The sequence below is a fragment of the Martinezella lusitana genome, from assembly GCF_010668395.1.
GTDB classification, from domain to species: domain Bacteria; phylum Pseudomonadota; class Alphaproteobacteria; order Rhizobiales; family Rhizobiaceae; genus Rhizobium; species Rhizobium lusitanum_A.
The window spans coordinates 19837-46557 of the sequence record NZ_WUEY01000003.1 but is presented as its reverse complement, the minus strand read 5'-3'; the positions used below and the strand labels follow the sequence as shown (position 1 = coordinate 46557).

Below are 26721 nucleotides of genomic sequence, written 5' to 3'. Positions count from 1 at the left end.
TGCGCTTTTGGCGTGGGGGCGGGTTTCGCTTTGCCTGGATGAATTGAATGCGTGTTGACCTTTTCGATTTCGATTTGCCGGAGGAGCGTATCGCGCTCAGGCCCGCAGAACCGCGCGACAGCGCGCGCCTGCTCGTCGTCGATCCGAACAACGGCACAAGCACGCTGAGCGACCATCAGGTGCGGGACCTGCCGTCCTTCCTGCGCCCCGGCGATGCCATGGTTTTCAACGATACCAAGGTGATACCGGCGCAACTTGAAGGCATCCGCCATCGCGAGGGCGCGCCCGGTCAACAGGTCTCCGCGACCCTGCACATGCGCGCCGCACCCGATCGCTGGAAGGCGTTTGCCAGGCCGGGCAAGCGCATCAAGATCGGCGACCGCATCCAGTTCGGCCACGGCGAAAATGTCTGCGCGCTCGGTTCGCTCGATGCCACGGTCGAGGAAAAGGGCGAGGGCGGAGAGATCACTCTCCGGTTCGATCTGTCCGGTCCTGCTCTGGATGAGGCGATCGCCGCTGTGGGGCATATCCCTCTGCCGCCCTATATTGCGGCCAAGCGTCCCGAAGATGATCGCGATCGCGCCGACTACCAGACGATCTATGCCCGCGAAGAGGGTGCCGTTGCAGCACCGACCGCCGGGCTGCATTTCACGCCGTCGCTGTTTGCGGCACTCGATGCCATGGGCGTCGAGCGGCATTTCGTGACGCTGCATGTCGGCGCCGGTACGTTCCTGCCGGTCAAGGCCGACGACACGGACGACCACAAGATGCATTTCGAGATCGGCCATGTCGATACGGTGACGGCAGACAAGCTCAATGCCGTCAAGGCAAGGGGCGGGCGCATCGTCTGCGTTGGAACGACGTCGCTGCGTTTGATCGAAAGTGCCGCCGCCGATGATGGCACTATCCAGCCTTGGCAGGGCGCCACGGGCATCTTCATCACGCCCGGCTACCGCTTCAAGGCCGTTGATATGCTGATGACCAATTTCCACCTGCCGCGCTCGACACTGTTCATGCTCGTATCGGCCTTCGCCGGCCTCGATACGATGCGCGCGGCCTATACCCATGCTATCGAGACGGGCTATCGCTTCTATTCCTATGGCGACGGCAGCCTGCTCCACCGGAAAGACTAGAACGACATGAGCGAGAGCTTTCAGTTTCAATTGAAGAAGACCGATGGTGGCGCCCGCCTCGGCGAAGTCTCCATGCCGCGCGGCACGATCCGCACGCCGGCCTTCATGCCCGTTGGCACCGTCGGCACCGTCAAGGCCATGTATCTCGACCAGGTACGCGAAACCGGCGCCGATATCATTCTCGGCAATACCTACCATCTGATGTTGCGCCCGACCGCCGAGCGTGTCGCCCGTCTCGGCGGCCTGCATGAGCTGATCCGCTGGCCGTATCCGATCCTGACCGATTCCGGCGGCTTCCAGGTGATGTCTCTCTCCGGCCTGCGAAAGCTGGACGAGCAGGGCGTCACCTTCAAGTCGCATGTCGACGGCAGCCTGCATCACATGTCGCCGGAGCGATCGATCGAGATTCAAGGGCTGCTCGGTTCCGACATCCAGATGCAGCTCGATGAGTGCGTTGCCCTGCCGGCGACGCCGAAGGACATCGAGCGCGCCATGGAAATGTCGTTGCGTTGGGCTGAGCGCTGCAAGGTGGCCTTCGGCAATCAGCCGGGCAAGGCAATGTTCGGCATCGTCCAGGGCGGGGATGTTCCGGAGCTGCGTGTGCGTTCCGCACAGGCGCTGAGCGGCATGGACCTGAAGGGCTATGCGGTCGGCGGTCTTGCTGTCGGCGAGCCGCAGGAAGTCATGCTGCGTATGCTGGAGATCACGCTGCCCGAACTGCCGAGAGAGAAGCCGCGCTATCTGATGGGCGTTGGCACCCCGGACGACATCCTGAAGTCCGTCGCCCGTGGCATCGACATGTTCGATTGCGTTATGCCGACCCGTTCAGGCCGCCACGGACTGGCCTTCACGCGTCGCGGCAAGGTCAATATCCGCAACGCCCGCCATGCCGAGGATATGCGCCCGCTGGACGAGCAATCCAATTGCCCGGCCTCGCGGGACTACTCGCGCGCCTACTTGCATCATCTCGTCCGCGCCAACGAAGCGCTCGGCGGCATGCTGCTTTCCTGGCACAATCTCGCCTACTACCAGGAACTGATGCAGGGCATCCGCCAGGCGATCGCCGAGGGTCGTTTCGCCGATTTCATGGCCGAAACGCAGGAAAACTGGGCGAGGGGCGACCTCGAGCCGGTTTGATAGCCAACATAAGCGAGCGCCGAGCCTGCGTTTGCTTGTCTGCGAGGCGATTTCGCGGTATCGCAAATCGTCGAAAAAGGCAGGGTCGGTTTCGGTAAGCCCGACCTCTTCCATTCGGAAGCTCTGCTCCACGCCATTGGCGTGAGAACCCACGACGCGGAACTTGGCCATAGTGGCCGAGTGTCCCGCGTTGACGTGGGTGTTTGACCGACATGTCTCCGCGGGAAAGCCTCTGGAGCTGTCATGAGATTGAACCACCTGGATCTGCATGTGCCCGATGTCGCGGCGACGCGGGATTTCTTCGTTTCCGCGTTCGGCTTGAGCGAGGTCGAGACGCGGGGTACAAATGGCCTTGCGATATTGCGTGACGATGCCGGGCTTGAACTGGTCGTCAGCCATGCCATCGAGAAATTCGGCGGAGCCGACACCGTCGCTGTCGGCCGCAATACCTATCACATCGGCTTCATATTGCCCTCCCGCGAGGCAGTCGACGCACAGTACGAGCGGGTTAGGGCGGCGGGCTGCGAGATCGCGCATCCACCGGCTGCCATGCGTGGCGGATGGCTGTTTTATTGCTTCGCGCCGGGGCGAATCCTCATCGAAGTGGGATGGCGTCCAAGCGGTTAAGCCGCGTGGTAAATCTTTTATTATCGATTGATTGCTACCTTTGACGGACATCGTTTCGAGCCGGCTGAAACAGGCTTGCCTCAGGCAATCTCTGTCTTCGGTCGTGTCTCGAAATGAGCTTCGTAACAATAAAGCATTGGGAAAAATAGCGAATCGGAATAAACGGTCCATCCGCCTTTGATGAACCTCATTGGCTGATTTGATTGCGTGACGCTTGGAATTTCAAAAAAATCCGGTTAAAACGCATTTTCTTTATCGATAAGGGCTGTACTACCGAAAATAGGAGGCACTTGCCGTTGAGGGCGCAACGCAAATTCGGGACATGTCTTTCGGGGCTATTGATTGTTGGCCTGGCAGCCACGGGCTGCACGACGACGCAGAAGACAGTACCCGCCCCCCGCAATACCACGAAGCCTATTCGTGGTGCGAAGGTGACTTATAATTACACCACGAAGGACAAGGACTGTCTCGAGCGCGCGATGTATTTCGAGTCGGAACGCTCTGATTCCGGCGGTTACATGGCCGTCGGAACGGTCGTCATGAACCGGCTGACCTCCGGTGCCTATCCGCCCACCATCTGCGGCGTTGTCTCCCAGGAAAAGCAGTTCGCTCCGGGCGTGATGACAAGGGAAGTTAAGGATCAGGCAAAGCCGGATCTTGAGGTAGCGGCTTCGGCCCTCCTGCGTGGCGAGCGGCATCCCCAGGTGAAGGACGCAATGTTCTTTCATACCGAGGGGCTGAGATTCCCGTACGATAATATGCACTATGTCGCTTATGCTGGCGGGAACGCATTCTACGAGAAGCGTGGCCGGGATGGTGAGCTGCAGACGCCTGCGCCGCTTCCGGCTTACGAGGTTGCGATGAACTATGTGTCGACGCAAGGCGCGTCGCAATCTCCGTTCGTCTTGCCGGAAACGCAGCCGGAGCAACCGGCATCTTCCGTTGCCGCTTTTACGCCCGTCTCGAACCCGACGGTGATGATGCCGGCAACCACCGTTGTCATACCGGCTGCTGTTCCCATCCCGACGCCGGCGCCGACCTCCATGGCGATTTCGGGGCCGATCTCGGATGAAAACACGTTTGCCAATCCGTTGGTGCCGCCGTCGGTTATAGCGATCCCGCAGCCGCGTCCCGAATTCGACGGCAACAGCCCTGCAGGAAACTCCCTCAGGATTCGCGGCTAAAAGACCCGGCCAAGCCCTTTGAACGGCGCGTTTCTCCCCGAGAGGCGCGCTGTTTTCGTATCGATGTGTGGCTACCCGCTCAGATACCTTCGCTCGCCGCTTTGGGGAGAATCTGCACGCCGTTGATCTTGTAGCTGCCGTCCGGCTGCCGGATGATCTGATAGATCGCCGTCCAGTCCTTGTCGTCGGTCCCCGTTATCAGCACCTCCTGATAGACGACGGCGCCATTGTCGATCGCGCGGCTCTTGCCGAAGGCATAGTTTCCGGGGTGATAGACCGGCTGGTAGCTCTTCTTCACCATGGAGAAAAAGCTGTCCTTGTCCGGGAAAAGCGCCTTGATGCCGGGGGCGGCGAAGGAATAAGCCGTCGCAGCGTCATTGTGCAGAAACGCTTCAATCTGCTGCTCAATGAGGCTCTGCGCCGTCTGCACCGGATCTTCCGCTCGAGCGGCCGGTGCGAAGGCGATGCAACAGAGAAAAGCGGCTATCAAAAAAGCGCGCATGTCCAACCCCAGCCATATGACGGCAGAATAGCGCGCTTTGCGCTTCGGTAGAAGCGATTACTGCCAGCGCCGGAAGAGGGCGCTGGCATTGACGCCGCCAAAACCGAAACCGTTGGTAATCGCATAGTCCATGGCCATCGGCCGCGCGCTCGCACCGACGATATCGATCCCTGCGGCTGCGGGATCCGGATCCTGCAGATTGCGCGTCGGCGGGGCGATCTGGTCCCGCAGCGCCATGATGGTGAAGATCGCTTCCATGCCGCCGGCCGCACCCAGAAGATGGCCAGTGGCCGCCTTCGTGCCGCTGACCGCAATGGCGCCGTCGCGGCCAAAGACGGTCTTGATGGCTTCCATCTCGCCACGGTCGCCGACCGGCGTCGATGTGGCATGGGCGTTCAGATGCTTGACATCGGCCGGTGAGATCCGGGCTTGGGAAAGGGCCGCAAGCATGGCCCGACGCGCGCCGTCGCCATCTTCCGGTCCGGCGGTCATGTGATAGGCATCGGCGGCGGTGCCGTAGCCGACGAGCTCCGCAAGCGGCGTTGCGCCGCGGGCGAGCGCGTGCTCCAGGGTCTCGATAACGAGCATGCCGGCGCCTTCGCCCATGACGAAGCCGTCGCGGGCATTGTCGAAGGGACGGGAGGCCTCCTCCGGTCGATTGCTGAAGCCCGTCGAGAGTGCGCGCGCCGCGGCGAAGCCGCCGAGGCTCACCTTGTCGATGCAGGCTTCCGCACCGCCGCAGATGGTGACATCAGCCTCACCGGCACGGATCAATCGCGCGGCGTCGCCGATTGCCTGGACGCTGGCGGCGCAAGCCGTCACCGGCGCCCCGAGCGGCCCCTTGTAGCCGTAGCGGATACTGACCTGGCCGGCCGCGAGATTGACGAGGAAGGACGGGATGGTGAAAGGCGACAGTCGTCTGACACCGCGCGTTTCGGCCGTACGCACCGCATCGGCGATGGCAGGAAAGCCACCGACACCCGATGCAATGATCGTGGCCGTACGCTCCAGATCGTTGACCTCCGTCGGCTGCCAGCCCGCCTGAAGGATCGCTTCCTCGGCAGCTGCCATGGCCAAGAGGATGAAGCGATCCATCTTCTTCTGATCCTTGACCGGCACGTAGCGGTCGACCTCGAAGCCGGCTTCCGCATCCTCTGAAATATCGGGAACAACACCGCCAACCTTGGCGGCGAGATCGCCGGTCGTTTCCTCAGGCAACAGCCTGAGGCCCGAGCGTCCCTCGATCAGCCGTCTCCAGCTTGCATTCACACCGACGCCCAGGGGAGAAACCAGTCCCATGCCGGTGACGACGATACGATCCATATCTTGCTCCTATTCGGTCAGGCGTCGAAGCCCAGAAACCATGCCTTCATTTCGGCGATCCGTTCATGAACGGTATCGTCGGCCGCCGGCCCCGGCACGAGGATCGTGTCTTCGGGCTGAAAGGTGCGGCCGGTGACACGGTCGATGAGAAGCGGGTCGCGATCTTCGCCGGTATTGGCGTCTGCAAGCCGCATGGCGACCTGTTCCGGTGGCAAATGCCGGTTGCCCCAGGTGAAGAGCGCCATCAGCACGGGGAAGAAATCCCGGCCCTTGTCGGTCAGCACATATTCGTAGCGCGGCGGCCGTTCATGATAGAGGCGCCGTTCGAACAGACCTTCATCGGTCAGATGCTTGAGACGGCGTGTCAGGATATTCGGCGCGACGCCGAGATTCCTCTGGAACTCATCGAACCGGCTCAATCCCTGAAGGGCATCCCGCAGGATCAGGATGCTCCACCAGTCGCCAACGCTTTCAAGCGCTCGGGCGGCTGGACATTTGAAGGTGCTGAAGCTGGTTCTTTGCATGGAGAGGGCAAGTAGCACGAGTAACTATCATGATGCAAGTTACTATTGAGGGGCCGCAACGCGGTTGTTCTCGTTTGGATATTTCGCGATTGGTTTGCGATTTCGGCCAGATGGGTAACGGCAGGATCGAGGCCGCAGGACGCATTCTCGAATTGCTCGCAAGAATCTACGGTTGGCGGAAACCTATTCCGCCAACCGCGCTCGGGGGCACATATTCCGGTGTGACGCCATAGTCACCATGAGGCTTAAGCGGGCCCTGCTCCCCCGCGCGTGACTAAATTCCCGAGCAGCTCACGAAGCTGAGGCGGCGACAACTCGTCCTCGCACTCTATCGCGGCGGCGGTAAACCATCTCAGCTCGGTATGTTCGTGGTCGATAAGGCGCGGACAGCCGCGCCATTGATCGATGTGGTAGACATGGAACGCAGCGGATGCCTCGGTCTGGCCTTCCGAGACGAATTTCCCGACAAACCGCCAGTGCTCCGGCGTAACGCCTATCTCTTCCGTCAGTTCTCGCCGCATCGCTGTCTCGGCGTCTTCGCCATGCTCGACGTGCCCGCCTGGAAGACTCCAGCGATCCGGGTGCACTTTGCGCCTGGGGCCTCGCCTCGCAAGCAGAACGGTTCCGTTCAGAGTAAGGGCGCCCATCGCAATGTCCGGCATCCATGCTTCCCCGGCTTGTCGCTATTCTGTTTTGAACGGGTGCTTTCCAATCAGCTCAAGTCTGCGATTCCGCCGGCACCGAAGCCGACACTTCCTCCTCCGGAATATCGTCGAAGGAAGCATAGTTGAGATTGTAGAGCTTCGAATAGAGCTTGCCGTTGGCCATGAGCTGATTGTGGTTGCCGCTTTCGAGAAGCTGGCCGTTTTGCAGCACGATGATGCGGTCGGCCTCGCGGATGGTGGCAAGGCGGTGGGCAATGACAAGGCCGGTGCGGCCTTCGAGCAGCTTGACCAACGCCTTCTGGATCAGCATCTCCGTGTAGCTGTCGATATTTGCGGTTGCTTCGTCGAGCACGAGGATCTTCGCGTCCGCGACAAGGGCGCGCGCAAAGCTGACGAGCTGACGTTGGCCCAGCGAAAGGCCACCGCCGCGCTCGCCGAGAACGGTGTCGTAGCCATCGGGCAGGCGCATGATGAACTCATGTGCGCCGACCGCCTTGGCGGCTTCGACGCTTTCCTCGCGCGTCGCCTCTGCCTTGTTGTAGCGAATGTTCTCCAGCACGGTGCCGGTGAAGAGGAACGGCTCCTGCAGCACCATGGCAACCTGCCGGCCGAGCGAATCCTGGGTGAGGGACCGAACGTCGTGACCGCCGACCAGCACCTGGCCTTCCTGCACGTCGTAGAAACGATGGATGAGAGCCATGGAACTGGATTTGCCCGAACCGGTCGGGCCGATCAGCGCCACGGTTTCCCCGGGATTGACCTTGAAGCTGACATTCTTGAGCACGGGATGCTTGGGATTGTAGCCGAAGACGACATCGCGGAACTCGACCGAGCCGTCCATATCGGGCGAAAGCTCCCTGGCATCGGGAGCATCCTTGATGTCGATCGGAACATCCAGCACTTCGGTCAAGCGCTGGCCGGAGGCCATGGCGCGCTGCATGACCGAATACTGCATCGTCAGCGAGCGGATCGGGTCGAAGAAACGCTGAATGTAGAACAGGAAGGCGACCATGATGCCGACATCAAGCTTATGGTTCAGAACCATCGAGCCGCCGACGATGATGACGATCGCCATGGCCATGCCGGTCAGCGTGTCGACGATCGGCACCATGATCTGGGCATAGCGCGCCGCGGTCAGATGCGCTTCGAGATTGGCGTGCGCCTTGTCGTCGAAGAGCGAGAAGTTGACCCCTTGCCGATGCATGCCCTGTACGGCGCGCACGCCATGGATCGCTTCCGCCAGCGCGCCGTTGGTGACGGAGTTCGTTTCATGCGCGTTCATGAAGGCGACGCGCGCCTTCGGCAGCCAGAACAGCCGGACGATGAACAGGATCGGCATGACGGACAGCGTCAGCAGCCCGAGCCGGAAATCGAGCGACAACATGACGATGACGATGCCGAAAAGCAGGGCGATATCGCCGACCGAAAGCACAGACGTTTCAAGGAATTCCTGCATGGAGTTAACGTCGCCCTGCAAGCGCGACATCAACCGTCCGACCTCCGTCTTGTCCATGAAGGACAGTGAAACGCGCTGCAGATGGGCGAACATCGCCCGGCGTATATCGAACAGCACTTCTTCGGCGACCTCGCCGACATAGGTCTCCTGCACGTAGCTCGCGCCGTAGTTGACGAGGATCGCCGCTCCGAAGATCCCCAGCGACATCCAGAGCGCCGAATAGTCTATCGCGCCCGGGGCCATGGCATTGTCGATCGCATGACGGATGACCAGCGGGATGACGATCTGTGACGCCGTGAACAGCAGCACGGCCACGACCGAAATATAGATCTGCCGGCGATAGGGGCTGACGAAGGCCCAGATGCGGCGAATGATCTTGGTGTCAAAGACCTTGCCGAAGATTTCCTCTTCGACGCGATGCGAACCGACCACCGCGCGGGGAGGGCGACGACCGTCCTCGCGCACATCGTTGCGCTCGGTTTCGGTGATTTCCGACATTGTCAAACCTCCCTCTTGGCCCTTTCGAGCCTGTCGCCGGATGTCTTGACGACATCGTCCTCCGGGCGAACCTGCAGATCATAAAGCGCCTTGTACCGCCCCCCAGCGGCCAGGAGCTGTTCGTGGGTGCCGCGCTCGACGATCTCGCCATCCTCGATGAACAGGATCTGGTCGGCATGCATCAGCGAACTCAGCCGGTGGGCGACGATCAACGTCACCCGATCTCGCGCAAAGCGCTTCATGGCGCTGCGGATGCGCTGCTCCGTCGCGGCGTCGATCGCCGCCGTCGAATCGTCGAATACCATCACGGCCGGCTTCAGCATCAATGTGCGGGCGATCGTCAGGCGCTGTCGCTGGCCGCCGGAAAGCGACACGCCGCGCTCGCCGACGACTGTGGTATAGCCGGCCGGCAGGCCGAGGATGTAGTTGTGCAACTGCGCCGATTCCGCCGCCCGTTCGATGCGGGTTTCTTTCGCCCAGGGGTCGCCGTAGGCGATATTGTTCTCGATGCTCGTCGTGAACAGGAAGGAATCCTGCTGCACCACGGCAACGTTCTGCCGCAGCGATTGCAGCGTTGCCTTGCGGATATCCTGGCCGTCTATGGTGATCTGCCCGGCCGTGACGTCGTAGAAGCGCGGAATGAGATGCGCGATAGTGGATTTGCCGCTGCCCGGCGGCCCGACGATCCCTATCGTCTCGCCACGCCTTGCCTCGAAACAGATGTTCGTTAGCACCGGCCGCTTTTCCGAACCCGGATAGCTGAAGCCGACATTCTCGAAACGCAGCGTACCATCCGTCACGACAAGCGGTTTGGCATCCGGAGCGTCCTTGATGGGGATATCCAGGTCCAGCAGCGCAAACAGGCGCGAACCGCAGGTCGATGCGCGCGCGAAGGCGTTCACCATCAGGCCGAGCTGCCGCACCGGCATCTGCAGAATGGTCATGAAGGTCAGGAACGAGGCGAGGGTGCCGACGCTGATTTCGCCGCCGATGACCTTGAGGCCGCCGAGCCAGAGCACAAGCCCCATCGACGCGAAGAAGGAGAGGTTCATGGCGCTGGTATTGACGACGCGGATGCCCACTCGCTTGTGGGCGAGTTCAAGCGCGTTGTGCGAGGCGCGGTCGAACTTCAGGATTTCGTGCGCCTGTGCGGCGAAGGCGCGCACGACGCGGATGCCGCCGAGATTTTCCTCCATCACGCGCGTCAGGACCGAAAGGCGTTCCTGCAGATCGAGCCATGTCGAGCGCAACCGCAGCTGCGTGACGGAAGAGCGCCATGCGACGAAGGGAACGAAGCTCAAGGCCAGCAGGCCGAGCGCGACATCGGTCGAGAGCAGCATGTAGGCGCCGACGCCGATCAGCATGCTCAGCAGCAACATGCGCACCAGCGCCGTGGAGAAATACATGCGCACGCCTTCAAGATCGAGCAGGCCGACCGTGATGAGATCGCCGGAATGGACCTTGTCGTGGAAGCTGAAGGAGAGCTGCTGGATCTTTTCGTAGCAGGCGAGCCTCAGCTCATAGCCCATGTGGTGGCCGACGGACTCGCTGTAGTAGTTCTGGACCATCGTGAACAAGCCGCGCAGGATGCTGACCACCAGCAGAAGCAGGGCGGTCGTCATCAGCGCATTTTCGGCGACATGCCCGGCCGCACCGCCGGCAACCGCCGTCTGCGTTTGATCGACGGCACGTCCCAACAGTCGCGGGATCGTCAACTGCAACGTTGCAGCTACAAAGGTTGCCCCTATGGCGAAGCTTGTCTGCCAAGGGTGGCGCAGCGTCATATGGGTGATTCGAACGATCGTGGACAGGCCTTGCCCCCAGCCGACCGCATTGACATGTGCGCGCGAAGTCAACGACTTCGCGGCGCTTCTTGAAGAATCGCTGCTCACGCTTTTATCCAGGCATGTTTAAATGAGGCGGGCCCGCAGACGGGTTCGTATCTCAGGGAAAGTATTGATAGGATGAATTTTGCCGATTCCGTGGCGAGGTTCAAGGGTCAATTGGTCACAAGTCCAACGAGAACGTTAGATTGCGTGTTCAAAAAATAATCGATGACATGTCGGGATCGCAGCCGGCGAGACGTCCTTCGGGCACCAGGCCAGAGCACGGAGGATATCATGCGCAAGGTGATCGCAGCCACATTCATCAGCCTCGACGGCGTCATGCAGGCACCAGGCGGTCCGGATGAGGATCCGACCGGCGGGTTCGGGCACGGCGGCTGGGTATTCCCTTATTCCGATGAGGAAACCGGCAAGACGCTCTTCGAAGTGTTCGAAAAGCCATTCGATCTACTGCTGGGGCGCAAGACCTATGAAATTTTCGCCGCCTTTTGGCCCTATGTCGAGGGCGACGATCCGATTGCCAGTAGCTTTAACAACACCACCAAATATGTTGCGACACACGGCGATGCCACGCTGAAATGGAACAGGAGTCAGTCTCTCGGCAAGGATGTCGTCGCGGCGATCAATGAGCTGAAGGCAGGCGAGGGGCCGGATCTCCTCATCCAGGGCAGCGGCGATCTCATCCAGACCCTGTTGCGCCACCGACTGATCGACGAATTCAAACTGATGATCTTTCCGCTCGTCCTGGGTGGCGGCAAGAAGCTGTTCGCCGGCGGAGCGGTTCCGGCGGCGATGAAACTACTGCACACCTGGTCGTCTCCGACCGGCGTCATCTTTGCGACCTATCAGCCCGATGGGCCGGTGAGGACAGGCTCTTTCGTTGGCCCGGATCCGTCTCAAGAGGAGATCGAGCGCCGCAAGCGGCTCAAATAGTAGAACTGACCGAGGGGTTGTTCGGCAAGCGTCCCGCCGAGGTCACATCGCATGTCCGGTCGTCTGAAATTCGCGAAGCGATTTCATGATTTCGCGAAGGCCTTTCGTGAGATGCTTGTCGCGGCGCAATACCATGCCGAGTTGTCGAACGAGTTTCGGCCGGAGCGGCGATGTGACCAGCAGGTCCGACGTGTCGCGCCTCAGCGCCATCTCCGGGAGGACGGACCATCCGAGGCCGGCCGCCACCAGCTCCTTGATCGCTTCGACGCTTCCGAACTCCATGGCTGGCTCGGGACGAATCCCAGCTTCCTCGAACCATTCGTTGGTGGCGCGACGCGTGTTGCCGCCTTCGTATAGCAACAGCGTCTTGCCTTTCATGAATTCCGCATCCGGCCCGCCATCCGGCATCACGCTTCCCTTCGGCGCCACGGCCAGAAGCTCGTCGTCGTGGAATGGTTCGACCTCGAGGGAGCGGCCGGCGGCGGGCAGGGCCACCACCGCCAGATCCAGCGCATTGGCTTCGAGATCGCGCAGAATCTCGTCAATATTGCCGATACGGACGATGATCTCGAGATCAGGCATCCGCTTTTTTGCGATCGCGATGGCGCGGGGCAGCAGATGGATCGATGCCGTGCCGCCGCTGCCGATCCGCACGCGGCCGACTGATCCCTCGCGATAGGGTGTCATGGCCTCCTCCGCCACGGAGCAAGCTTCGACGATACGGCGGGCGTGGGCAATCAGCTCAAGTCCGGCCGGCGAAGCCTGCGCTCGCCGCCCCACGCGCTCGATCAATTTCACGCCGAGGCGTTGTTCGAGAAGTTTCACCTGAAGGCTGACTGCCGGTTGCGTCAGCCCGGCCTTGTCGGCAGCGGCCGTGAAGCTGCCGAGATCGACCACGCTGAGGAATGCGGCAAGCTGATCCAGATTGAACAATAGAAGGATTCCTTATGGATTGTATAAAGATCATAAGCTTCATTCGTTGCTAACGCCAGTGCATCCTGGGGCCGTGTTGATGCGAGCCAGGAGTACGAACATGACAACCGATATCGACCGGCCGGTGCTGGCGGCGGCGGCGACTGCGGGCAGGGGCCGTCGAGAACTAGGATTTCTGCGGAGAGCGCTGGCGAGATGCCTGGCCTATCTCCAGAAGCGTGAAACACGATGGGATCTGCGTGATCTGACCGACGATCAGCTTCGCGATATCGGCATGACGCGCGGCGAGGCGCGCGCTGAAGTCAGCAAGTCGTGGTTCTGGGACTAGAGAACGCAGACGCTCCCGCGATATGTCCAGAGCGCTGCCTACCGTTGGCATGACGATCGCAACCGGGCAGGGACTGGAATACTGAACTGACAGCCGGCTTCCGCCGGTACGCGGCATTTATGTCACTGGACAAAACTGGCTGGCTTCCCATAGTCCTTTTTGTGGCATCGTTCTTCTTTCCGCCATAGATTTGTCTGATCCATCGCCTTCCAAATCCAGCGGCGTCTCCGGCCGCTTGCCCGCCTTCCATCCGGATCGTCGATCCAGAGTGACCAGATAGAGTTCCATGCTCAAGACAACTTCCTTGCTCCTCACCGCGGCACTCTCGGCCGCCTCTCTTTTGGGCAGTCTTTCGATAGCGCAGGCCGGTCAGGCAAGTTATGTCGTGGACGTGCATAGCGGCCAGGCGCTGGAGGCATCGAACCAGGACGAGCTGAACTATCCGGCGTCGCTGACCAAGATGATGACGCTCTATCTCGCTTTCGAAGCGCTGCATGGCGGCAAGCTCAAATGGGATCAGAAGTTGACCATGTCGGCGAATGCCGAGGGCAAGGAGCCGTTCAAGCTGGCCGTCGGCGTCGGCCGCAAGGTCACCGTGCGCGAGGCCGTCGAGGGCATCGTCGTCCTGTCGGCCAATGATGCGGCCGTAGCGATCGGCGAACAACTGGGCGGCACCGAGGACGCCTTCGGCAAGATGATGACCGATAAGGCTCACAAGCTCGGCATGAGCAATACCGTTTTCAAGAATGCTTCCGGCCTGCCGGATCCGGAGCAGGTCACGACGGCCCGTGACATGGCTACTCTCGGCGTCGCGCTGATGCGCGACTTCCCGGAGGAGTTCAAGCTGTTTTCGATGCGCGGCATCAAGTTCCGCGGCATGAAGCTGCGCGGCCATAACAACCTGATGTATCGCTATGCCGGCGCCGACGGCATCAAGACCGGCTATACCGATGCCTCCGGCTATAATCTCGTGACGTCAGCAACCAGAGGCGGCCGCCGCGTCGTCGGCGTGGTCATGGGCGAAAAGACCGCCGAAATTCGCGACGACAAGATGGCAAGCCTCCTGGATACCTATCTGGCGCAGGCAGCAACGACAGCCACGGTATCGACAGACGCAGCCAAGCAGAGTTCTGCGAACTGATTTTTACCGGCGCCCATGCCATTCTCCAGCAAAGAAAGCCTACGGCGTTCGTCCAATCCAATCTGGGAGTAGGTACGTTCCATTGCGTCTTCCTTGCGAGTGACAACCCATTGGTATCATTTGCATGTCGCACTTGGAAATAGAATGTACCCCCCTACACAAGAAAAATCAGATAAGATAGATTATGGAACTAAAGCGCATTGCAGCCTAGGGCAAAGAACGGCAATTTTATCTTTTATTCCAGATAGTTGGCGAGATTGTCGAGTGTCGATCTCAACCCCTCGTCATGGTCTTCCTTGCGGATGCCAGACGGTACATTCTTGCAGACTATCGTCACATTCGTGCCCAACGGCACTTCAGCCAAAGACCATGTCATGACCATCGTCCCGGCGAATGCCGCGTCTTCGGATTCGAAATCCACCGCCTGAACGATACGTTCGTCGGGAATGATCTCGAGGAACCGGCCGGAAACGATATCGGTATGCGCTGAGGATTTTCCCGGGGTCGAATGATCCGGGACATCATAGGTCAGCGCCAGTCGATAGTCGCCGCCCTGATGCGGCTCGAAAGCAAGGATGCGTCCCGTCATGCCTTTTGGCGGAAGCCAGGAGATCAATGTCTCCGGATCGACGAATGCCTCAAAGACTGCTTGCGGCGTTGCTCTGATTACCCTGGAAGCGGTATCGGTTCGCTTCTTGCCTGAAGGCTCTTGCATCGGCATGACGATCCGAAGGACGCAGCAGCCCGGCCTTTATCGCTGGCCGTATTTCTAGGTTGCTTCCTTCAGCTTGCCTTGATGCGGATTACCTTCGCCGCGATCTTTTCCGCCAGCAGCGTCGGATTGCAGGAAAAAATGCTGTCCGGACGCCCGGCTGCGCACCAGACCTGATCGTAGGTCAAAAGGCTCTCATCCATGAAAACAGGAAGATCCACGAGATGGCCGATCGGTGCGACGCCACCGATGGCAAAGCCGGTTTCGTCGCGGACGCGATCGATATCGGCCCGCTTCAGGCGAATCCCGTAAGTCGCTGCGATATAAGCCGTATCGGCGTTGTGGGCGCCGGAAACGAGCAGCAGTGTCAGCGCGTGTGTTCCGGCATCGACGAAGACCAGAGATTTGACGATCTGACCGACAGCGCAGCCTGCCGCCTTGGCCGCTTCCTCCGCCGTCCGCGTCGATTGCTCCATACGCTTGATCGAGATGTCGAGCCCCAGCGTGCGGGCCGCAAGCTCGACGCGCTCCAGGCTGGACAGCTTCCTGATATCTTCGCTCATAGATCGTCATCCTCCACGTCGAGTTCGATCTGCATCTGATCGTAGGCCGGCTCGACATGATCGGGCGTTTCAGCCAGCACGGTCTCATAATCGAGCGGCGTATGCATGTGGGTCAAGATGGCATGTTTCGGACGCAAGCGCTCGATCCAGCCAAGCGATTGCTCCAGCGACAGATGGCTTGGATGCGGGCGATACTGCAGGGCGTCGATAATCAAGGTGTCAAGGTCTTGAACTTTTTCCACCGATTCAGGCGGGAAGTCGCTGATATCGCTACAGTAAGCGAGTTTGCCGATGCGAAAGCCGAGGGAATGGATATCGCCGTGCAGCTGCTTGTGAGGCCAGAAACGGATCGGGCCGCCTGCCCCGTCGATCGTGAAGCTTTTTTCGAGATTTTCGATCAGCACCGGCCGGACGATCGGTGGATAGCTGCTGCCCGGCGGCGTTTCCAGACAGTAACGAAAGCCTTCGCGAATACGGTCCATCGTCGGCCGATCGGCGTAGATCGGAATGAGCTCATGCGAGACATGGAAGTAACCGCGCAGATCGTCGATGCCGTGAATATGGTCGGCATGGGCGTGGGTGTAGAGCACCGCGTCGATGGCGCTGACGCCGGCGCGGATCATCTGCTCGCGGAAATCCGGCCCTGTATCGATGACGACGGTGGTGATGCCGCCGTCCGGCGCGATCTGTTCGATGAGAAACGCCGCACGCGTGCGCCGGTTCTTCGGGTTCTTGGGATCGCAATCGCCCCAGTCGCCGGTGATGCGGGGAACGCCCGGCGACGATGAACAGCCCAAGATGGTGAAACGTCGCCGGTATGTCACGACGTCAGACCCTCGTCATCTTGGAAAAGCAGCGGAAAGCGTTCGCCGTGGTGATTTCGGCAATTTCCGCCATGCTGACGCCGATCGTATCGGCCAGCACCTCGGCGGTGTTGACGACGTAGGACGGTTCGTTGCGCTTGCCGCGCCAGCGCTTCGGCGCAAGATATGGCGCGTCGGTCTCGACCAGCAGCCGGTCGTGCGGGATCGTCTTGGCGATCTCGCGCAGCTCCTCCGACTTCGGGAAGGTCAGGATGCCGGAAAAGGAAATATAGCCGCCGAGGTCGACGCCGGTGCGGGCAAGGGCAGGGCCGGCGGAGAAGCAGTGGAGAATAAAGGGGAATGCCCCCTTCCCCGTTTCTTCCGTCAGGATCGCCGCCATGTCCTCATCGGCGCTGCGGCTGTGAATGACGAGCGGCAGCTTTGTTTCGCGCGCGGCAGCGATATGGCGCAGGAAGCCGGTCTTCTGGTCTTCCGGCTTGACGGTATCGTAGAAGTAGTCGAGACCCGCCTCGCCGATCGCCACGATCTTCTCATGCTGGTTTGCCAGCCGCACCAGATCTTCCGTCTGGATATCCAGCTCCTGGTCGGCGCTGTTCGGATGCGTGCCGACCGAACAGAAAACCGATGGATAGCGCTCGGTAAGCGCGAGCAATCCATCGAGCTTCCTGACCTTGGTCGAGATGGTGACCATCTGCTTGACGCCCATCTCGTGGGCGCGGGCGACGATCGCGTCGCGCTCTTCCTCGAAGTCGGCAAAATCCAGGTGGCAATGCGTATCGATCAGCATGGAAAACCTTATTCGACAGTCGGCGCAACATAGCGCGGGAAGACCGGCTTCGGTGCTTCCAATGGCGTTCCGGCTACGAGGCGACCTGCCTCGCCCAGCGCCGCGAAATCGCGCTTGTCGGCGGGAATGGCAATGAGATCCAGCAGTTTGCCCGAGGATTCCGGCATGAAGGGCTGCAGCAGAATGCTGATCTGGCGCACGACGTCGGCCGTGACGTAAAGCACGGTCGCCATACGGGCCGGATCGGTCTTCTTCAGCGCCCAGGGCTCCTGGCTCGCGAAATAGCGGTCCGTCTCGGAGACCACGGCGATGATGGAGGCCAGCGCGCGATGGATCAGCTGTTTGTTCATGTCGTCGCGGGTCGAGGCCAGCAAGGCGTCGGCCTGCGCGAGCAGCGCCTTGTCGTCATCCGTCAGCGGGCCGCATTCCGGGATCTTGCCGTCGCAGTTCTTGACGATCATCGACAGCGAGCGGCTGGCGAGATTGCCGATGCCGTTGGCGAGATCGGAGTTGATGCGCGTGCCGATCGCCTCTTCGCTGTAGCTGCCATCCTGGCCGAAGGAGACTTCGCGCAGGAAGAAATAGCGCACCTGGTCGAGGCCGAAATGGTTCACGAGGTTGACCGGATCGACGACGTTGCCGAGCGACTTCGACATCTTCTCGCCCTTGTTGAGCAGGAAGCCGTGAGCATAGACGCGCTTCGGCAGCGGCAGCTTCGCCGACATCAGGAAGGCGGGCCAATAAACCGCGTGGAAGCGGATGATATCCTTGCCGATCACGTGCAGGTCGGCCGGCCAATATTTAGCCCGCGGATTGTTGCGGTCCTCGATGTAGCCGGTCGCCGTGATGTAGTTCGTCAGCGCGTCGACCCAGACATACATGACGTGCGCAGGATCGTTCGGCACCTTGATGCCCCAGTCGAAAGTCGTGCGTGAGATCGACAGATCCTTGAGGCCCGATTTGACGAAGGAAATGACTTCGTTGCGGCGCTCGGCCGGACCGATGAAATCCGGATTTTCCTCATAGTGCTTCAGCAGCCGGTCCTGATATTCGGAGAGCTTGAAGAAATAGCTTTCCTCCTGCACCCACTCGACCGGCGTGCCTTGCGGTCCGTAGCGCACGCCATCGGCGCGCAGCTCGGTCTCGTTTTCCTGGTAGTAGGCTTCGTCGCGCACCGAATACCAGCCTGCATAGGAATCCTTGTAGATGTCGCCGGCGTCGGCCATCAGGTTCCAGATGTTCTGCGAGGTCTCGTGATGGCGCCGCTGCGTCGTGCGGATGAAGTCGTCGTTCGACGCGTTCAGCAGCTTGCCCATCGCCTGGAATTCATCGGAATTGCGGTTGGCAAGCAGTTGCGGTTCTATGCCTTCGGCCCGCGCCGTCTGCTGCATCTTCTGCCCGTGCTCGTCCGTACCCGTCAGGAAGAAGACGTCCCGGCCGTCGAGGCGCTGGAAGCGCGCCAGCGCGTCGGTGGCGATCAGCTCATAGGCATGCCCGATATGCGGCTTGCCATTGGGATAGGCGATCGCGGTGGTGATGTAGAACGGGGTTTTTTCGGTCATGTCGGGCAGTGTCCGCTTTTACTGTTGCGTCTCTGTTTTTCTTGCACCGCTCGCTTTAGCGCATGTTTGCCGGGAGCGAAACACCAAGTTTCGCGCCCGCAGCAATCGGAACTTCGGCAGGGTGCTTTGCTTGACTCGGTCCCGCCTCGCCTTTACCCCTTCAAGAGAGTGGAACGCAGGACATGCATGGCCGTGAATTTCATTGATTTATGTATTGGTTCGGCCAACGGCTTCAAGGGGCCGTGAATTTGAGTTTGGTCGATTCCTTCCAGCCGCTTTATTCCTTTTCCGGCTTTTTCGTCGGCATGTTGGTCGGCATAACGGGTGTCGGCGGCGGCTCCCTGATGACGCCCCTGCTCGTGCTTCTTTTCGGCGTGCACCCGGCGACGGCGGTTGGCACAGACCTGCTCTATGCAGCGATTACCAAGACGGCCGGCACGGCTGTTCACGGCATCCATGGGCGCGTCAACTGGAAGGTCGTCAGTCTTCTGGCCTCCGGCAGTGTTCCCGCGGCGCTCGCGATGCTCTGGATCATGGCTGGCGTCAATCGCGAGAGCCCCGCCGTTGCCCATGCCATTACCCTGTCTCTGGGCTGTCTTCTGCTTCTCACGGCGCTCATGCTGATATTCCGTGGCCAGATCCTGGAAGCTATCCGCAAATGGCGCGGTGAGCGCGGAACGCTATCGGCGCGCAGCATCGCGCTCTTCACTGTCGTTCTCGGCCTCGTGCTCGGCATTCTCGTCACGATGACATCCGTGGGCGCCGGCGCGCTCGGCGTGACCGTGCTGCTGGTGCTCTATCCGCAGACGGACGTCCGCGAAATCGTCGGCTCCGACATCGTCCATGCCGTGCCGCTGACCCTGATCGGCGGCATGGGCTATTGGTTCATCGGCGAAATCAACTGGACGATGCTGTTCGCCCTGCTGGTGGGCTCTATCCCCGGCATTGTTGCGGGCAGCCTGCTGGCGCCGCGTCTGCATGAGCGGTCCGTTCGCATCATTCTGGCTGTCACGCTGGCCATTGTCGCCTGGAAGCTGATCTTTCCCTGAGCGCAATCCCGGGAACGCGCCTAACGCTTTCCCGGGAAATTGTATCATCGACCTATGCCGAAATCTGCTGTTTGAGTTCGCCCAGGATGGTGATCAGCGTCTGCTTGCGATCGAGATTGTAGGCTTGGGACACGTTCAGCCGTTCCGTGGTCTCGGAGTGCAGACGGGCCAGCCTCTCTGCCGTGGCGATGGAGCCGCCAAGTGCCGCAGCGCGGGCGCGCTCGATGATGTCGTCGCCGATATGCGAAAGGAAGAAGCCGAAGATCGTTTCGCTGTCCTTGGCGGACAGCGCGTCGGCGAGCCGGTGCATCGCCTTGCGCGCAGCGGGCCCATCGGCCGAAAGCACCTGCCGATAGGCCTCGATGATTTCGCCGCCGCCGTAATTCAAAAGCTTCAGCGCCTCGCTGACGCTGCCCTTGGCTGCGGAGAGCAATTCGCTCCCCTGCCCGGCCGGTACGCCCAGATTTTCGAGCGCCATGCGCAGGGCATCGTCTCCGAGCGGCGCGAGCCTCAACGGCAGGCAGCGCGAGCGGATCGTCGGCAGAAGCCGGCCCGGCGCATGCGACAGAACCAGGAACAGAGCGCGTTTTGGCGGTTCCTCGAGTATTTTCAGGATGGCGTTGGCCGCGCTGCGGTTGAGATCGTCGGCGGGATCGATGATGACGATCCGCCAATTGCCCGTGCCCGACGTCTGCGAAAAGAATTTCCCGGCGCGGCGCACCTCGTCCACGGTGATCGCAGATTTCACCTTGCCCGTCTTGTCATCGACGGGGCGGCTCAGGTGCAGAAGATTGTGGGATGCCCCGCCGGAAATCTGCCGGCTGACGACGGATGCCGGATCCGGATCGCCGATCGTCTCCGGCGCCGATGCCGGATCGGGATGGGACAGGACATGATTGGCGAAACGAAAGGCAAGTGTCGCCTTGCCGATGCCCTCAGGCCCCTCGATGAGCATGGCATGATGCCCCTTGCCGGAGCGATAGGACTGCGCGAGGAAGGCTTCCGCCTCTTCGTGGCCGAAGAGCTTCGTATTGTCCTGCGGGGGAATTGCGCCGTCGAGAACGCCCGGCCGTTCGTCGCTCATTGCGCCGCTTCCGATCTTGCGGCTGTCTCGGCGGCGCCCAGCCGCTTGTCGACGATCCCGGCTATCTCAGTCGCGATATCGTCTTCGGACTGTTGCGCGTCGATGATGTGGCAGCGAGCCGGCTCGCGAGCGGCGATATCGAGGAAGGCCTCGCGGCGCTTCTCGTGGGTCTGCATTTCTTCCTTCTCGAAGCGATCGGGCGCGGCTGCGGCGGAAGCGCGTTTGCGAGCACGTTCCAGGCCCACTTCGGCCGGAATGTCGAGGATCAGCGTGCAGTCCGGCACGACGCCGTTGACGGCAACCCTTTGCAAGGCCTCGATATAATCAGACTCGAGGTTGCCAGTGACGCCCTGATAGACGCGCGAGGAATCCATGAAGCGGTCGCACAGCACGACTATGCCGCGCGCCAGCGCCGGGCGAATGACTTCCTCGACGTGATCGTTGCGGGCGGCTGCGAAGAGAATGGCCTCCATGCGCGTGCCGAACACTTCTGCCGCGCCGGAAAGCAGGACGTGCCGCACCGCCTCGGCACCCGGCGAACCGCCGGGTTCGCGCGTCACCAGAACCTCATGGCCACGCTCGCGCAACCTTTCAGCCAACCGGCGGATCTGGGTGGATTTGCCCGCCCCTTCGCCGCCTTCGAAGCTTACGAATAATCCGTTTGCATCAGCCAATGATCATGTCCTGCACTTTTCGCGTGCCATCCGGTTGGTACGCGATACGCATCTTGTTTAACCCAAGACATGTCCAGGTGGAACCGTAGATGTCTCGGTGTCCGCTATTCAATATGGGGTGGGAACAATGATTTCGCGAGGCGGCAACGCGATCAGGTCGGCAAAGGCTTGTCCCATAGCCAGGAGAACAGCAGGGACTCGGTCAGTTCCATGAAGGCGTCGAAAGCGCGACGGCCGAGCGTGCCTTGCGCGACCGATTCCTTCGTGTAGAGCGGCAGCTCTCGAACCAGCCGGGCACCCAGGAATACGCGGAGAGTTCCGGCTTCGTAACCTGCCGCCACGGGTGCGGTCAGGGGCCAGCGATAAACGATGCGTGCCGATAGCCGATCCGGCGTCTCGACCGGAACGTAGACGTCGACCGGTATCTTCGCCTGCAGACCGACCGTGGAGGCGGCGCCGCCATAGACGCTGGCATCGCCGATGACCTCGCTATCGGCGAAAATGCGCTGGCTCTTGAAGTTGCTGAGGCCCCATTCGAGCACGCGCCGGGTCTCTTCTATGCGATCCTTATCGCTTTTCAGGCCGCCGAGCGCCAGGAACAGCCGGCGGCCGTCACGCTGGATGGAGGCGACGATCGAAAAGCCCTCGCCTTCGGCAAAGCCGAGCCCCAGGCCGTCCACGCCGATATTGAGCAAAAGCATCGGGTTCTTGTTACGCTGATAGATCTTGTTCCAGGTAAAATCGGCCTGCCCGAAATACTTGTAGAGATCTGGGTGCTTCTCCTGCAGGTCCTGCGCAAGCATGACCATTTCCCGCGCTGAAACCTTGCCACCGCTGACAGGGTCGTTGGCGTCGGGCAGGCCCGTGGAATTGGTGAAGGTCGCATGCGACATGCCGATCTCTCGTGCACGCGCCGTCATGCGCCGCGCGAACTCTCCTTCGTTGACGGAAATGCCTTCCGCCAGAACGATGCAGCCATCATTCGCCTGCTGTATGGCGACACCCTGGATCAGGTCGCCGACGCGTATGCGCGATTTCAACGCGGCGAACATCGTCGACGAGCGCGAGGGTGCGCCGCCGGTCCGCCAGGCGTTTTCCGAGACGGGATATTCGGTATCGAGGTTGATCTCCCCCCGCCCGATCGCGTCGAAGACGACATCGAGCGTCATCAGCTTCGCGAGCGACGCCGGCGAAAACTGCTGATCTTCGTTCTTGGCAAGCAGAATGGTGCCGGTCGAAGCCTCGATCATGAAGGCCTGCGCAGCTTTCGTATCGAAAGCGCCTGGCGTGGCAGGCTGCGCAAAGGCCGTTGCATTCCCTACCCCGAGGAGAAAAAGGAACAAAAGAATCAAGCGCTTTGGCATGTCGTCCCCTTCATCCGATCACCGGCACGATTATTTTAGTGACGGGTTAAGATTCAGGCAATGACGGATGATCAATCCGTCTGCGTCGCGCCTTGATGCTGGCGGCGATAGGACGAAAGAATCGATTCCTGCGTGAGCCCGTCGTTGCGCACCATGACGGCATCGAAAGCGAGATCGACATAGACGGTCTTGGCGGGCGCGTCCTGGTAGGCGGCAACGGTCGAGCCCAGGGATTGGTCCTTCAGGCTCGCCAGGCGTCGCGAGACGTCCGGCCGTTCGTAGGGGATCGGGCCGATCCGCGGGAGCACGACCATGGTCGGGTCCCCGGACTGGGCGGCCGGCATGGCGCCGCCGTTCCACTCCATGGGAGGCGGGTTGTTGCGCTTGCCGCCGTTGAAGCCGGCATCCGGCGTCGATCCGGCGAAAGCCGTGGCGGAGTAAGGCGACTGCCGCGGAATGGGGGCGATCGCAGGCATGGCATCGTAGCTGCGCTGCTGGCGGTTCACGCGGAGCGTATTGTCGGAGTCGGGCAATTGATCCGCGGTCATCCGGCCTGCCGAAGCAACCATGACGCCGGTAGCGATCTGGCCGCCCGGATTGATACTGGGCAGACGCGAACCCTTCGGAATGTAGGATGCCATCAGATATGGGTCGTCATGACCGTCCATACGGGCGCGGCCGACATACTGCACGCGCACATCGCCGGTGCCGCTGTGCTGGAGATCGAGCATCTGCGCCGTCTTGTTGGAAAGGTCGATGATGCGGCCGGGGTGATAGGGGCCGCGATCGTTGACGCGAACGATGATGGAGGAGCCGGTCTCGACATTGGTGACGCGCGCATAGCTCGGCAGCGGAAAGGTCGGATGGGCGGCGGTCAAGGCCTGCTGGTCGTAGACTTCGCCGTTGGCTGTCAGGCGGCCGTGGAATGCCGAGCCGTACCAGGAAGCGATGCCGACCTTGTTGTAGGAATAATCTTCCTTGGGATAGTACCACTTGCCTTTTACCTGGTAGGGGTTGCCGACCATGAAGCGGCCGCCGCCCTTCGGCACGGGGCCGTTGTTGACGACGCGTGGGCTCGCCTTGACGCCGTATTCCTTCTCGGAGAAGTATTCCTTGCCGTGCTGGCGCGTCGAAGCAACCTTCTGAGACGTCCCGCAGGCAGTGATGGTTGCGCACATCAGTGAGAGAGCAAACCAACGCATACCCGTTGCGTATGTCATCGCACGATTTTCGATTTTCATCTGTCCCAAGCCGCTACTCATTACTCTGGCGGAAGTCTGCTACCGGTACATCCCTTTTGTTCCGGTATCCTGCTACGCTCCAATCACCTAATGGTGCTTTAATCATGATTACAGTTTGTCGATTTTGCGATGCAAATTGAACGCACCGAAGAAATTCTGAAGATCATGGTTAATGCATGGTAAAGCGCTACAGACCTGAAGTCTTCGCGGTGGCTTTGCGCCCGCTCGAGTACGGTTCGTCTCTTGAGCGGCGTCAGCCGTTCCGGATCGTGACAGACACGATCGAAGTACCATTGCATTTGCATTGCTACGGGTCGTTTTGAGGCAGCTCATTCCGCCGTTCGTCTCGATATGCATCAGTATTTCGGTTGCGCCTCTCGCTATTCGCGTCGTGAACCTTCAGTGAGGGATGGTGCCGATAACGTGCCGCAGCTTGTCCGGGTTGCGCGTGCAGTAGATGGCAACGACCTTTTCCTGCTCGATATGCAGCGCGGTCGTCTGTGCGACGTTGCCGCCTTCTATCGTCACAAAGCCCGGCAAGCCATCGATGACGGCAAAATGGATCAGCCTCGATGGCTGCGCGCGGAAAACGCGGGCCAATTGCTCGTGAAGCAGCATGGCGGCGGCAAGCCCCACATGCGGCCGCAGCGACGTCGGCACCTTGCCGCCGCCATCGGCATAGACAACCACGTCTTCGGAAAGCAGAGCGCGAAGAGCGGCCATGTCTCCCGTTCTCGAAGCGGTAAAGAAGGCGGTGGCAAGCTTGAGCCCCTGCTCCCTTCCGATGGCAAAGCGCGGACGGGCTTTGACGAGATGCGCCCTCGCCCGGCTTGCAAGCTTGCGGCAAGCGGCCGCCTCGCGACCGATCGCCGAGGAGACATCGTCGAAATCCATGCCGAACACGTCATGCAGGAGAAAGGCGGCGCGCTCCAAAGGTGAAAGGCGCTCCAGCGCCATCATCAACGGCAAGGTTATGTCGTCAGCCGCGTCGGCGTCCTCCGGATCGAAGATCGGTTCGGGTAGCCAGGACCCCACATAGGCCTCCCGGCGACGACGGGCCGATTTCAGCTCGTTCAGGCAAAGTCTCGTCACGATGGTCCGCAGGAACGCCGCCGGCTCGCGAACGGAGGTGTGGTCGGCCGCCAGCCAGCGCAGCCAGGCGTCCTGCACGATATCCTCCGCATCCGCCACCGACCCCAGCATCCTGTAGGCGAGCCGGACGAGGCGTGGGCGCAGTTCGGAGAAGATCGGATCGGACAAGATCTCAGTCATAGGCTGCAATGGCATGTTCGAAAGGAATGGCCCGCCGTCCGCGAACGAACTGCAGCGTCGTCAACGCCACACGCCGCCCGAGATAGCGGGCCGTGGCGAGGTCGGAGGCTGGCGGCGCGGTTTCCGGGCCTTCGTCGGTGTTGGCCTGAGCGCCGGCGCCCAGCCAGAAGCCGAGACGGTTCATGTCTTCCTCGGAACCGGTCGAGGAGCAATTGGCCGGCGGCAGATCGAGGCCGACCCAATGCATTCCGTGTTGTGCGGCAAAGACGACCATCTGCATCAGCGTCGAAAGCTTGTCACCGGAACGTGACCCTGAGGTCGTGAAGCCGGCCGCGATCTTGTCTTTCCACAAATAGCCCTTGGCGAGCACGGCATTCGATGTTGCCTCCTGGAACGCTTTGAAGGGCGCCGAGACCGCCCCCATGTAGGTCGGCGACCCGAAGATGATCGCCTGCGCCGAATTGAGATCATCCCAGTGGCGATCCACCTTGTCCACGGTCAACAACAGGGCTTCCACGCCGTCGACCTGCTCGACCCCCGCCTTGACGGCTTCCGCCTGACGGCCCGTGTGCCCATAGCCGCTATGATAGACGATTGCGATGCTCTGCCGGATCATTGTCATCTCCTTCGAAAATGGCGTTGCGAAGGACATGACAAGGTGCGGATGCCGATTGTGACATGCCGGGACTTATGGGAGGGCAAAAGGTTGAGAAAGGCTACTGGCGGAAGAGGTGGGATTCGAACCCACGGTACGGTTTCCCGCACGCCGGTTTTCAAGACCGGTTCCTTAAACCACTCGGACACTCTTCCAAGTAACTGAAAAGGCTGAAAAATCTACATTCGTTGATTTTTCGGGACCGGTTGTGGCCACCGATTTTACCCAATCACTCGACGGCTGGCTTTTTAGCAGCTTTGGTCGCCGCGTCAACTCGTTCTGCGGCGTTCCCTCGCATTCCTGGCATCCGATGGACATGGAGATTGGGGGCATCGAGGGATGGCGGCAATCCGCGCGGTGCGGCACGGTCAAACCGATGGAAATAAGGTGACCCGGCAGATTGGAAGCGGCCGGATCACCTTCGCCAGGTCAGGGGTCAAATCTGACTGAAGCACCCTAGTAATAAGATAAGCTTAGTTTTTGTCAATTATGAACCTGTGACGCGCTCGAAGTCTTTTCCGAAGGTCAAAGTGGGTGGTAGCAAGGCCCCGATTTATTGCGGCACTACCCACCATCGATCTTCCGACAAGGCGGAGGGCGCTATTCTTCGGATACCGAAGCTCGATCTGTGAAATCAATAGGCCCAGGCTGTTGACGTGATGTGAATTCGCGGCGGCTGTGATCTATATGAAGGACTTTCCTAAGT

Annotated in this window: 27 protein-coding genes and 1 tRNA gene; 8 read left to right on the top strand and 20 right to left on the bottom strand. The window is 60.7% G+C overall.

What is annotated here, in order from left to right:
• Positions 1-47 precede the first annotated feature (47 nt).
• The 4 genes from queA to GR212_RS07125 all read left to right on the top strand — a co-directional run bounded on the left by queA (position 48) and on the right by GR212_RS07125 (position 4081).
• Positions 48-1133: a tRNA preQ1(34) S-adenosylmethionine ribosyltransferase-isomerase QueA gene (queA, locus tag GR212_RS07140; RefSeq protein ID WP_163985791.1), complete on the top strand. Its 1086-nt coding sequence runs from the start codon at positions 48-50 to the stop codon at positions 1131-1133.
• A 6-nt stretch (positions 1134-1139) separates the two neighbouring features.
• Positions 1140-2270, top strand: a complete 1131-nt coding sequence (gene tgt, locus GR212_RS07135) for a tRNA guanosine(34) transglycosylase Tgt (RefSeq protein ID WP_163985790.1) — start codon at positions 1140-1142, stop codon at positions 2268-2270.
• A gap of 243 nt (positions 2271-2513) precedes the next feature.
• A complete protein-coding gene (locus tag GR212_RS07130; protein WP_163985789.1) occupies positions 2514-2897 on the top strand; it encodes a VOC family protein in 384 nt (127 codons plus the stop codon).
• Positions 2898-3193: 296 nt separating this feature from the next.
• Positions 3194-4081 carry a cell wall hydrolase gene (locus GR212_RS07125; RefSeq protein WP_163986313.1) on the top strand — a complete coding sequence of 296 codons (888 nt, stop codon included), beginning with the start codon at positions 3194-3196 and terminating at the stop codon, positions 4079-4081.
• A 79-nt stretch (positions 4082-4160) separates the two neighbouring features.
• Here GR212_RS07125 and GR212_RS07120 read toward each other — a convergent pair whose 3' ends face one another.
• The 6 genes from GR212_RS07120 to GR212_RS07095 all read right to left on the bottom strand — a co-directional run bounded on the left by GR212_RS07120 (position 4161) and on the right by GR212_RS07095 (position 10833).
• Positions 4161-4583, bottom strand: coding sequence for a DUF4864 domain-containing protein (locus GR212_RS07120; RefSeq protein WP_163985788.1), 423 nt, complete (start codon positions 4581-4583; stop codon positions 4161-4163).
• A gap of 57 nt (positions 4584-4640) precedes the next feature.
• Positions 4641-5906, bottom strand: coding sequence for a beta-ketoacyl-ACP synthase II (gene fabF, locus GR212_RS07115; protein ID WP_163985787.1), 1266 nt, complete (start codon positions 5904-5906; stop codon positions 4641-4643).
• Positions 5907-5923: 17 nt separating this feature from the next.
• Entirely contained in the window at positions 5924-6430 is a 507-nt protein-coding gene (locus GR212_RS07110) for a winged helix-turn-helix transcriptional regulator (RefSeq protein WP_163986312.1), read from the bottom strand.
• A 245-nt stretch (positions 6431-6675) separates the two neighbouring features.
• The gene (locus GR212_RS07105; protein ID WP_163985786.1) at positions 6676-7092 is read right to left on the bottom strand and encodes an NUDIX hydrolase; all 417 of its coding nucleotides are present in this window, start codon (positions 7090-7092) and stop codon (positions 6676-6678) included.
• Positions 7093-7147: 55 nt separating this feature from the next.
• Positions 7148-9049, bottom strand: coding sequence for an ABC transporter ATP-binding protein (locus GR212_RS07100; RefSeq protein WP_163985785.1), 1902 nt, complete (start codon positions 9047-9049; stop codon positions 7148-7150).
• A 2-nt stretch (positions 9050-9051) separates the two neighbouring features.
• The gene (locus tag GR212_RS07095; RefSeq protein ID WP_246725723.1) at positions 9052-10833 is read right to left on the bottom strand and encodes an ABC transporter ATP-binding protein; all 1782 of its coding nucleotides are present in this window, start codon (positions 10831-10833) and stop codon (positions 9052-9054) included.
• 336 nt (positions 10834-11169) lie between these two features.
• Between GR212_RS07095 and GR212_RS07090 the strand changes: the two genes are divergently transcribed.
• Complete coding sequence (locus tag GR212_RS07090; RefSeq protein WP_163985783.1) at positions 11170-11826, top strand: dihydrofolate reductase family protein; 657 nt, start codon at positions 11170-11172, stop codon at positions 11824-11826.
• A gap of 42 nt (positions 11827-11868) precedes the next feature.
• Here GR212_RS07090 and GR212_RS07085 read toward each other — a convergent pair whose 3' ends face one another.
• Complete coding sequence (locus tag GR212_RS07085) at positions 11869-12759, bottom strand: LysR family transcriptional regulator (protein ID WP_163985782.1); 891 nt, start codon at positions 12757-12759, stop codon at positions 11869-11871.
• A gap of 100 nt (positions 12760-12859) precedes the next feature.
• Between GR212_RS07085 and GR212_RS07080 the strand changes: the two genes are divergently transcribed.
• Positions 12860-13087 carry a DUF1127 domain-containing protein gene (locus GR212_RS07080; RefSeq protein ID WP_163985781.1) on the top strand — a complete coding sequence of 76 codons (228 nt, stop codon included), beginning with the start codon at positions 12860-12862 and terminating at the stop codon, positions 13085-13087.
• Between the two features lie 117 nt (positions 13088-13204).
• Here GR212_RS07080 and GR212_RS07075 read toward each other — a convergent pair whose 3' ends face one another.
• Entirely contained in the window at positions 13205-13375 is a 171-nt protein-coding gene (locus tag GR212_RS07075; RefSeq protein WP_163985780.1) for a hypothetical protein, read from the bottom strand.
• Between GR212_RS07075 and GR212_RS07070 the strand changes: the two genes are divergently transcribed.
• A complete protein-coding gene (locus GR212_RS07070) occupies positions 13374-14228 on the top strand; it encodes a D-alanyl-D-alanine carboxypeptidase family protein (protein ID WP_163985779.1) in 855 nt (284 codons plus the stop codon). The genes GR212_RS07075 and GR212_RS07070 overlap by 2 nt on opposite strands.
• Positions 14229-14463: 235 nt before the next feature.
• Here the strand turns inward: GR212_RS07070 and GR212_RS07065 are convergent, their stop codons facing one another.
• The 5 genes from GR212_RS07065 to metG form a co-directional block, all read right to left on the bottom strand.
• Entirely contained in the window at positions 14464-14943 is a 480-nt protein-coding gene (locus GR212_RS07065; RefSeq protein ID WP_163985778.1) for an SRPBCC family protein, read from the bottom strand.
• Positions 14944-15011: 68 nt separating this feature from the next.
• On the bottom strand, positions 15012-15503 hold the full coding sequence (locus GR212_RS07060) for a YbaK/EbsC family protein (protein ID WP_163985777.1): 492 nt from the start codon (positions 15501-15503) through the stop codon (positions 15012-15014).
• The gene (locus GR212_RS07055) at positions 15500-16327 is read right to left on the bottom strand and encodes an MBL fold metallo-hydrolase (RefSeq protein WP_163985776.1); all 828 of its coding nucleotides are present in this window, start codon (positions 16325-16327) and stop codon (positions 15500-15502) included. Before GR212_RS07055 ends, GR212_RS07060 begins: the two co-directional genes overlap by 4 nt.
• Positions 16328-16331: 4 nt before the next feature.
• Entirely contained in the window at positions 16332-17114 is a 783-nt protein-coding gene (locus tag GR212_RS07050) for a TatD family hydrolase (protein ID WP_163985775.1), read from the bottom strand.
• 8 nt (positions 17115-17122) lie between these two features.
• Positions 17123-18676: a methionine--tRNA ligase gene (gene metG / locus GR212_RS07045; protein WP_163985774.1), complete on the bottom strand. Its 1554-nt coding sequence runs from the start codon at positions 18674-18676 to the stop codon at positions 17123-17125.
• Between the two features lie 209 nt (positions 18677-18885).
• On the opposite strand from metG, the gene GR212_RS07040 reads away from it, so the two are divergent.
• Positions 18886-19725, top strand: a complete 840-nt coding sequence (locus tag GR212_RS07040) for a sulfite exporter TauE/SafE family protein (protein WP_204326308.1) — start codon at positions 18886-18888, stop codon at positions 19723-19725.
• Between the two features lie 52 nt (positions 19726-19777).
• Here the strand turns inward: GR212_RS07040 and GR212_RS07035 are convergent, their stop codons facing one another.
• The 7 genes from GR212_RS07035 to GR212_RS07005 all read right to left on the bottom strand — a co-directional run bounded on the left by GR212_RS07035 (position 19778) and on the right by GR212_RS07005 (position 26170).
• Positions 19778-20809, bottom strand: coding sequence for a DNA polymerase III subunit delta' (locus tag GR212_RS07035; protein ID WP_163985772.1), 1032 nt, complete (start codon positions 20807-20809; stop codon positions 19778-19780).
• Positions 20806-21483, bottom strand: coding sequence for a dTMP kinase (gene tmk / locus GR212_RS07030; protein WP_163985771.1), 678 nt, complete (start codon positions 21481-21483; stop codon positions 20806-20808). Before tmk ends, GR212_RS07035 begins: the two co-directional genes overlap by 4 nt.
• Positions 21484-21635: 152 nt before the next feature.
• Positions 21636-22847, bottom strand: a complete 1212-nt coding sequence (locus GR212_RS07025) for a D-alanyl-D-alanine carboxypeptidase family protein (RefSeq protein WP_163985770.1) — start codon at positions 22845-22847, stop codon at positions 21636-21638.
• A gap of 71 nt (positions 22848-22918) precedes the next feature.
• Positions 22919-24088: a septal ring lytic transglycosylase RlpA family protein gene (locus tag GR212_RS07020; protein ID WP_163985769.1), complete on the bottom strand. Its 1170-nt coding sequence runs from the start codon at positions 24086-24088 to the stop codon at positions 22919-22921.
• 399 nt (positions 24089-24487) lie between these two features.
• Positions 24488-25360 (bottom strand): sigma-70 family RNA polymerase sigma factor, encoded by an 873-nt coding sequence (locus GR212_RS07015; protein WP_163985768.1) that lies wholly within the window; start codon positions 25358-25360, stop codon positions 24488-24490.
• Positions 25353-25976 carry a flavodoxin family protein gene (locus GR212_RS07010; RefSeq protein WP_163985767.1) on the bottom strand — a complete coding sequence of 208 codons (624 nt, stop codon included), beginning with the start codon at positions 25974-25976 and terminating at the stop codon, positions 25353-25355. Before GR212_RS07010 ends, GR212_RS07015 begins: the two co-directional genes overlap by 8 nt.
• Positions 25977-26080: 104 nt before the next feature.
• Positions 26081-26170, bottom strand: a tRNA-Ser gene (locus GR212_RS07005).
• Positions 26171-26721 lie beyond the last annotated feature (551 nt).

Excerpts from the sequence above, each read along its gene's own strand:
- queA (WP_163985791.1), top strand. The coding sequence starts at position 48 with ATGCGTGTTGACCTTTTCGATTTCGATTTGCCGGAGGAGCGTATCGCG.
- tgt (WP_163985790.1), top strand. The coding sequence starts at position 1,140 with ATGAGCGAGAGCTTTCAGTTTCAATTGAAGAAGACCGATGGTGGCGCC.
- GR212_RS07130 (WP_163985789.1), top strand. The coding sequence starts at position 2,514 with ATGAGATTGAACCACCTGGATCTGCATGTGCCCGATGTCGCGGCGACG.
- GR212_RS07120 (WP_163985788.1), bottom strand. The coding sequence starts at position 4,583 with ATGCGCGCTTTTTTGATAGCCGCTTTTCTCTGTTGCATCGCCTTCGCA.
- fabF (WP_163985787.1), bottom strand. The coding sequence starts at position 5,906 with ATGGATCGTATCGTCGTCACCGGCATGGGACTGGTTTCTCCCCTGGGC.
- GR212_RS07110 (WP_163986312.1), bottom strand. The coding sequence starts at position 6,430 with ATGCAAAGAACCAGCTTCAGCACCTTCAAATGTCCAGCCGCCCGAGCG.
- GR212_RS07105 (WP_163985786.1), bottom strand. The coding sequence starts at position 7,092 with ATGCCGGACATTGCGATGGGCGCCCTTACTCTGAACGGAACCGTTCTG.
- GR212_RS07100 (WP_163985785.1), bottom strand. The coding sequence starts at position 9,049 with ATGTCGGAAATCACCGAAACCGAGCGCAACGATGTGCGCGAGGACGGT.
- GR212_RS07095 (WP_246725723.1), bottom strand. The coding sequence starts at position 10,833 with ATGACGCTGCGCCACCCTTGGCAGACAAGCTTCGCCATAGGGGCAACC.
- GR212_RS07090 (WP_163985783.1), top strand. The coding sequence starts at position 11,170 with ATGCGCAAGGTGATCGCAGCCACATTCATCAGCCTCGACGGCGTCATG.
- GR212_RS07080 (WP_163985781.1), top strand. The coding sequence starts at position 12,860 with ATGACAACCGATATCGACCGGCCGGTGCTGGCGGCGGCGGCGACTGCG.
- GR212_RS07070 (WP_163985779.1), top strand. The coding sequence starts at position 13,374 with ATGCTCAAGACAACTTCCTTGCTCCTCACCGCGGCACTCTCGGCCGCC.
- GR212_RS07075 (WP_163985780.1), bottom strand. The coding sequence starts at position 13,375 with ATGGAACTCTATCTGGTCACTCTGGATCGACGATCCGGATGGAAGGCG.
- GR212_RS07065 (WP_163985778.1), bottom strand. The coding sequence starts at position 14,943 with ATGCAAGAGCCTTCAGGCAAGAAGCGAACCGATACCGCTTCCAGGGTA.
- GR212_RS07060 (WP_163985777.1), bottom strand. The coding sequence starts at position 15,503 with ATGAGCGAAGATATCAGGAAGCTGTCCAGCCTGGAGCGCGTCGAGCTT.
- GR212_RS07050 (WP_163985775.1), bottom strand. The coding sequence starts at position 17,114 with ATGCTGATCGATACGCATTGCCACCTGGATTTTGCCGACTTCGAGGAA.
- metG (WP_163985774.1), bottom strand. The coding sequence starts at position 18,676 with ATGACCGAAAAAACCCCGTTCTACATCACCACCGCGATCGCCTATCCC.
- GR212_RS07040 (WP_204326308.1), top strand. The coding sequence starts at position 18,886 with ATGTATTGGTTCGGCCAACGGCTTCAAGGGGCCGTGAATTTGAGTTTG.
- GR212_RS07035 (WP_163985772.1), bottom strand. The coding sequence starts at position 20,809 with ATGAGCGACGAACGGCCGGGCGTTCTCGACGGCGCAATTCCCCCGCAG.
- GR212_RS07025 (WP_163985770.1), bottom strand. The coding sequence starts at position 22,847 with ATGCCAAAGCGCTTGATTCTTTTGTTCCTTTTTCTCCTCGGGGTAGGG.
- GR212_RS07020 (WP_163985769.1), bottom strand. The coding sequence starts at position 24,088 with ATGAAAATCGAAAATCGTGCGATGACATACGCAACGGGTATGCGTTGG.
- GR212_RS07015 (WP_163985768.1), bottom strand. The coding sequence starts at position 25,360 with ATGACTGAGATCTTGTCCGATCCGATCTTCTCCGAACTGCGCCCACGC.
- GR212_RS07010 (WP_163985767.1), bottom strand. The coding sequence starts at position 25,976 with ATGATCCGGCAGAGCATCGCAATCGTCTATCATAGCGGCTATGGGCAC.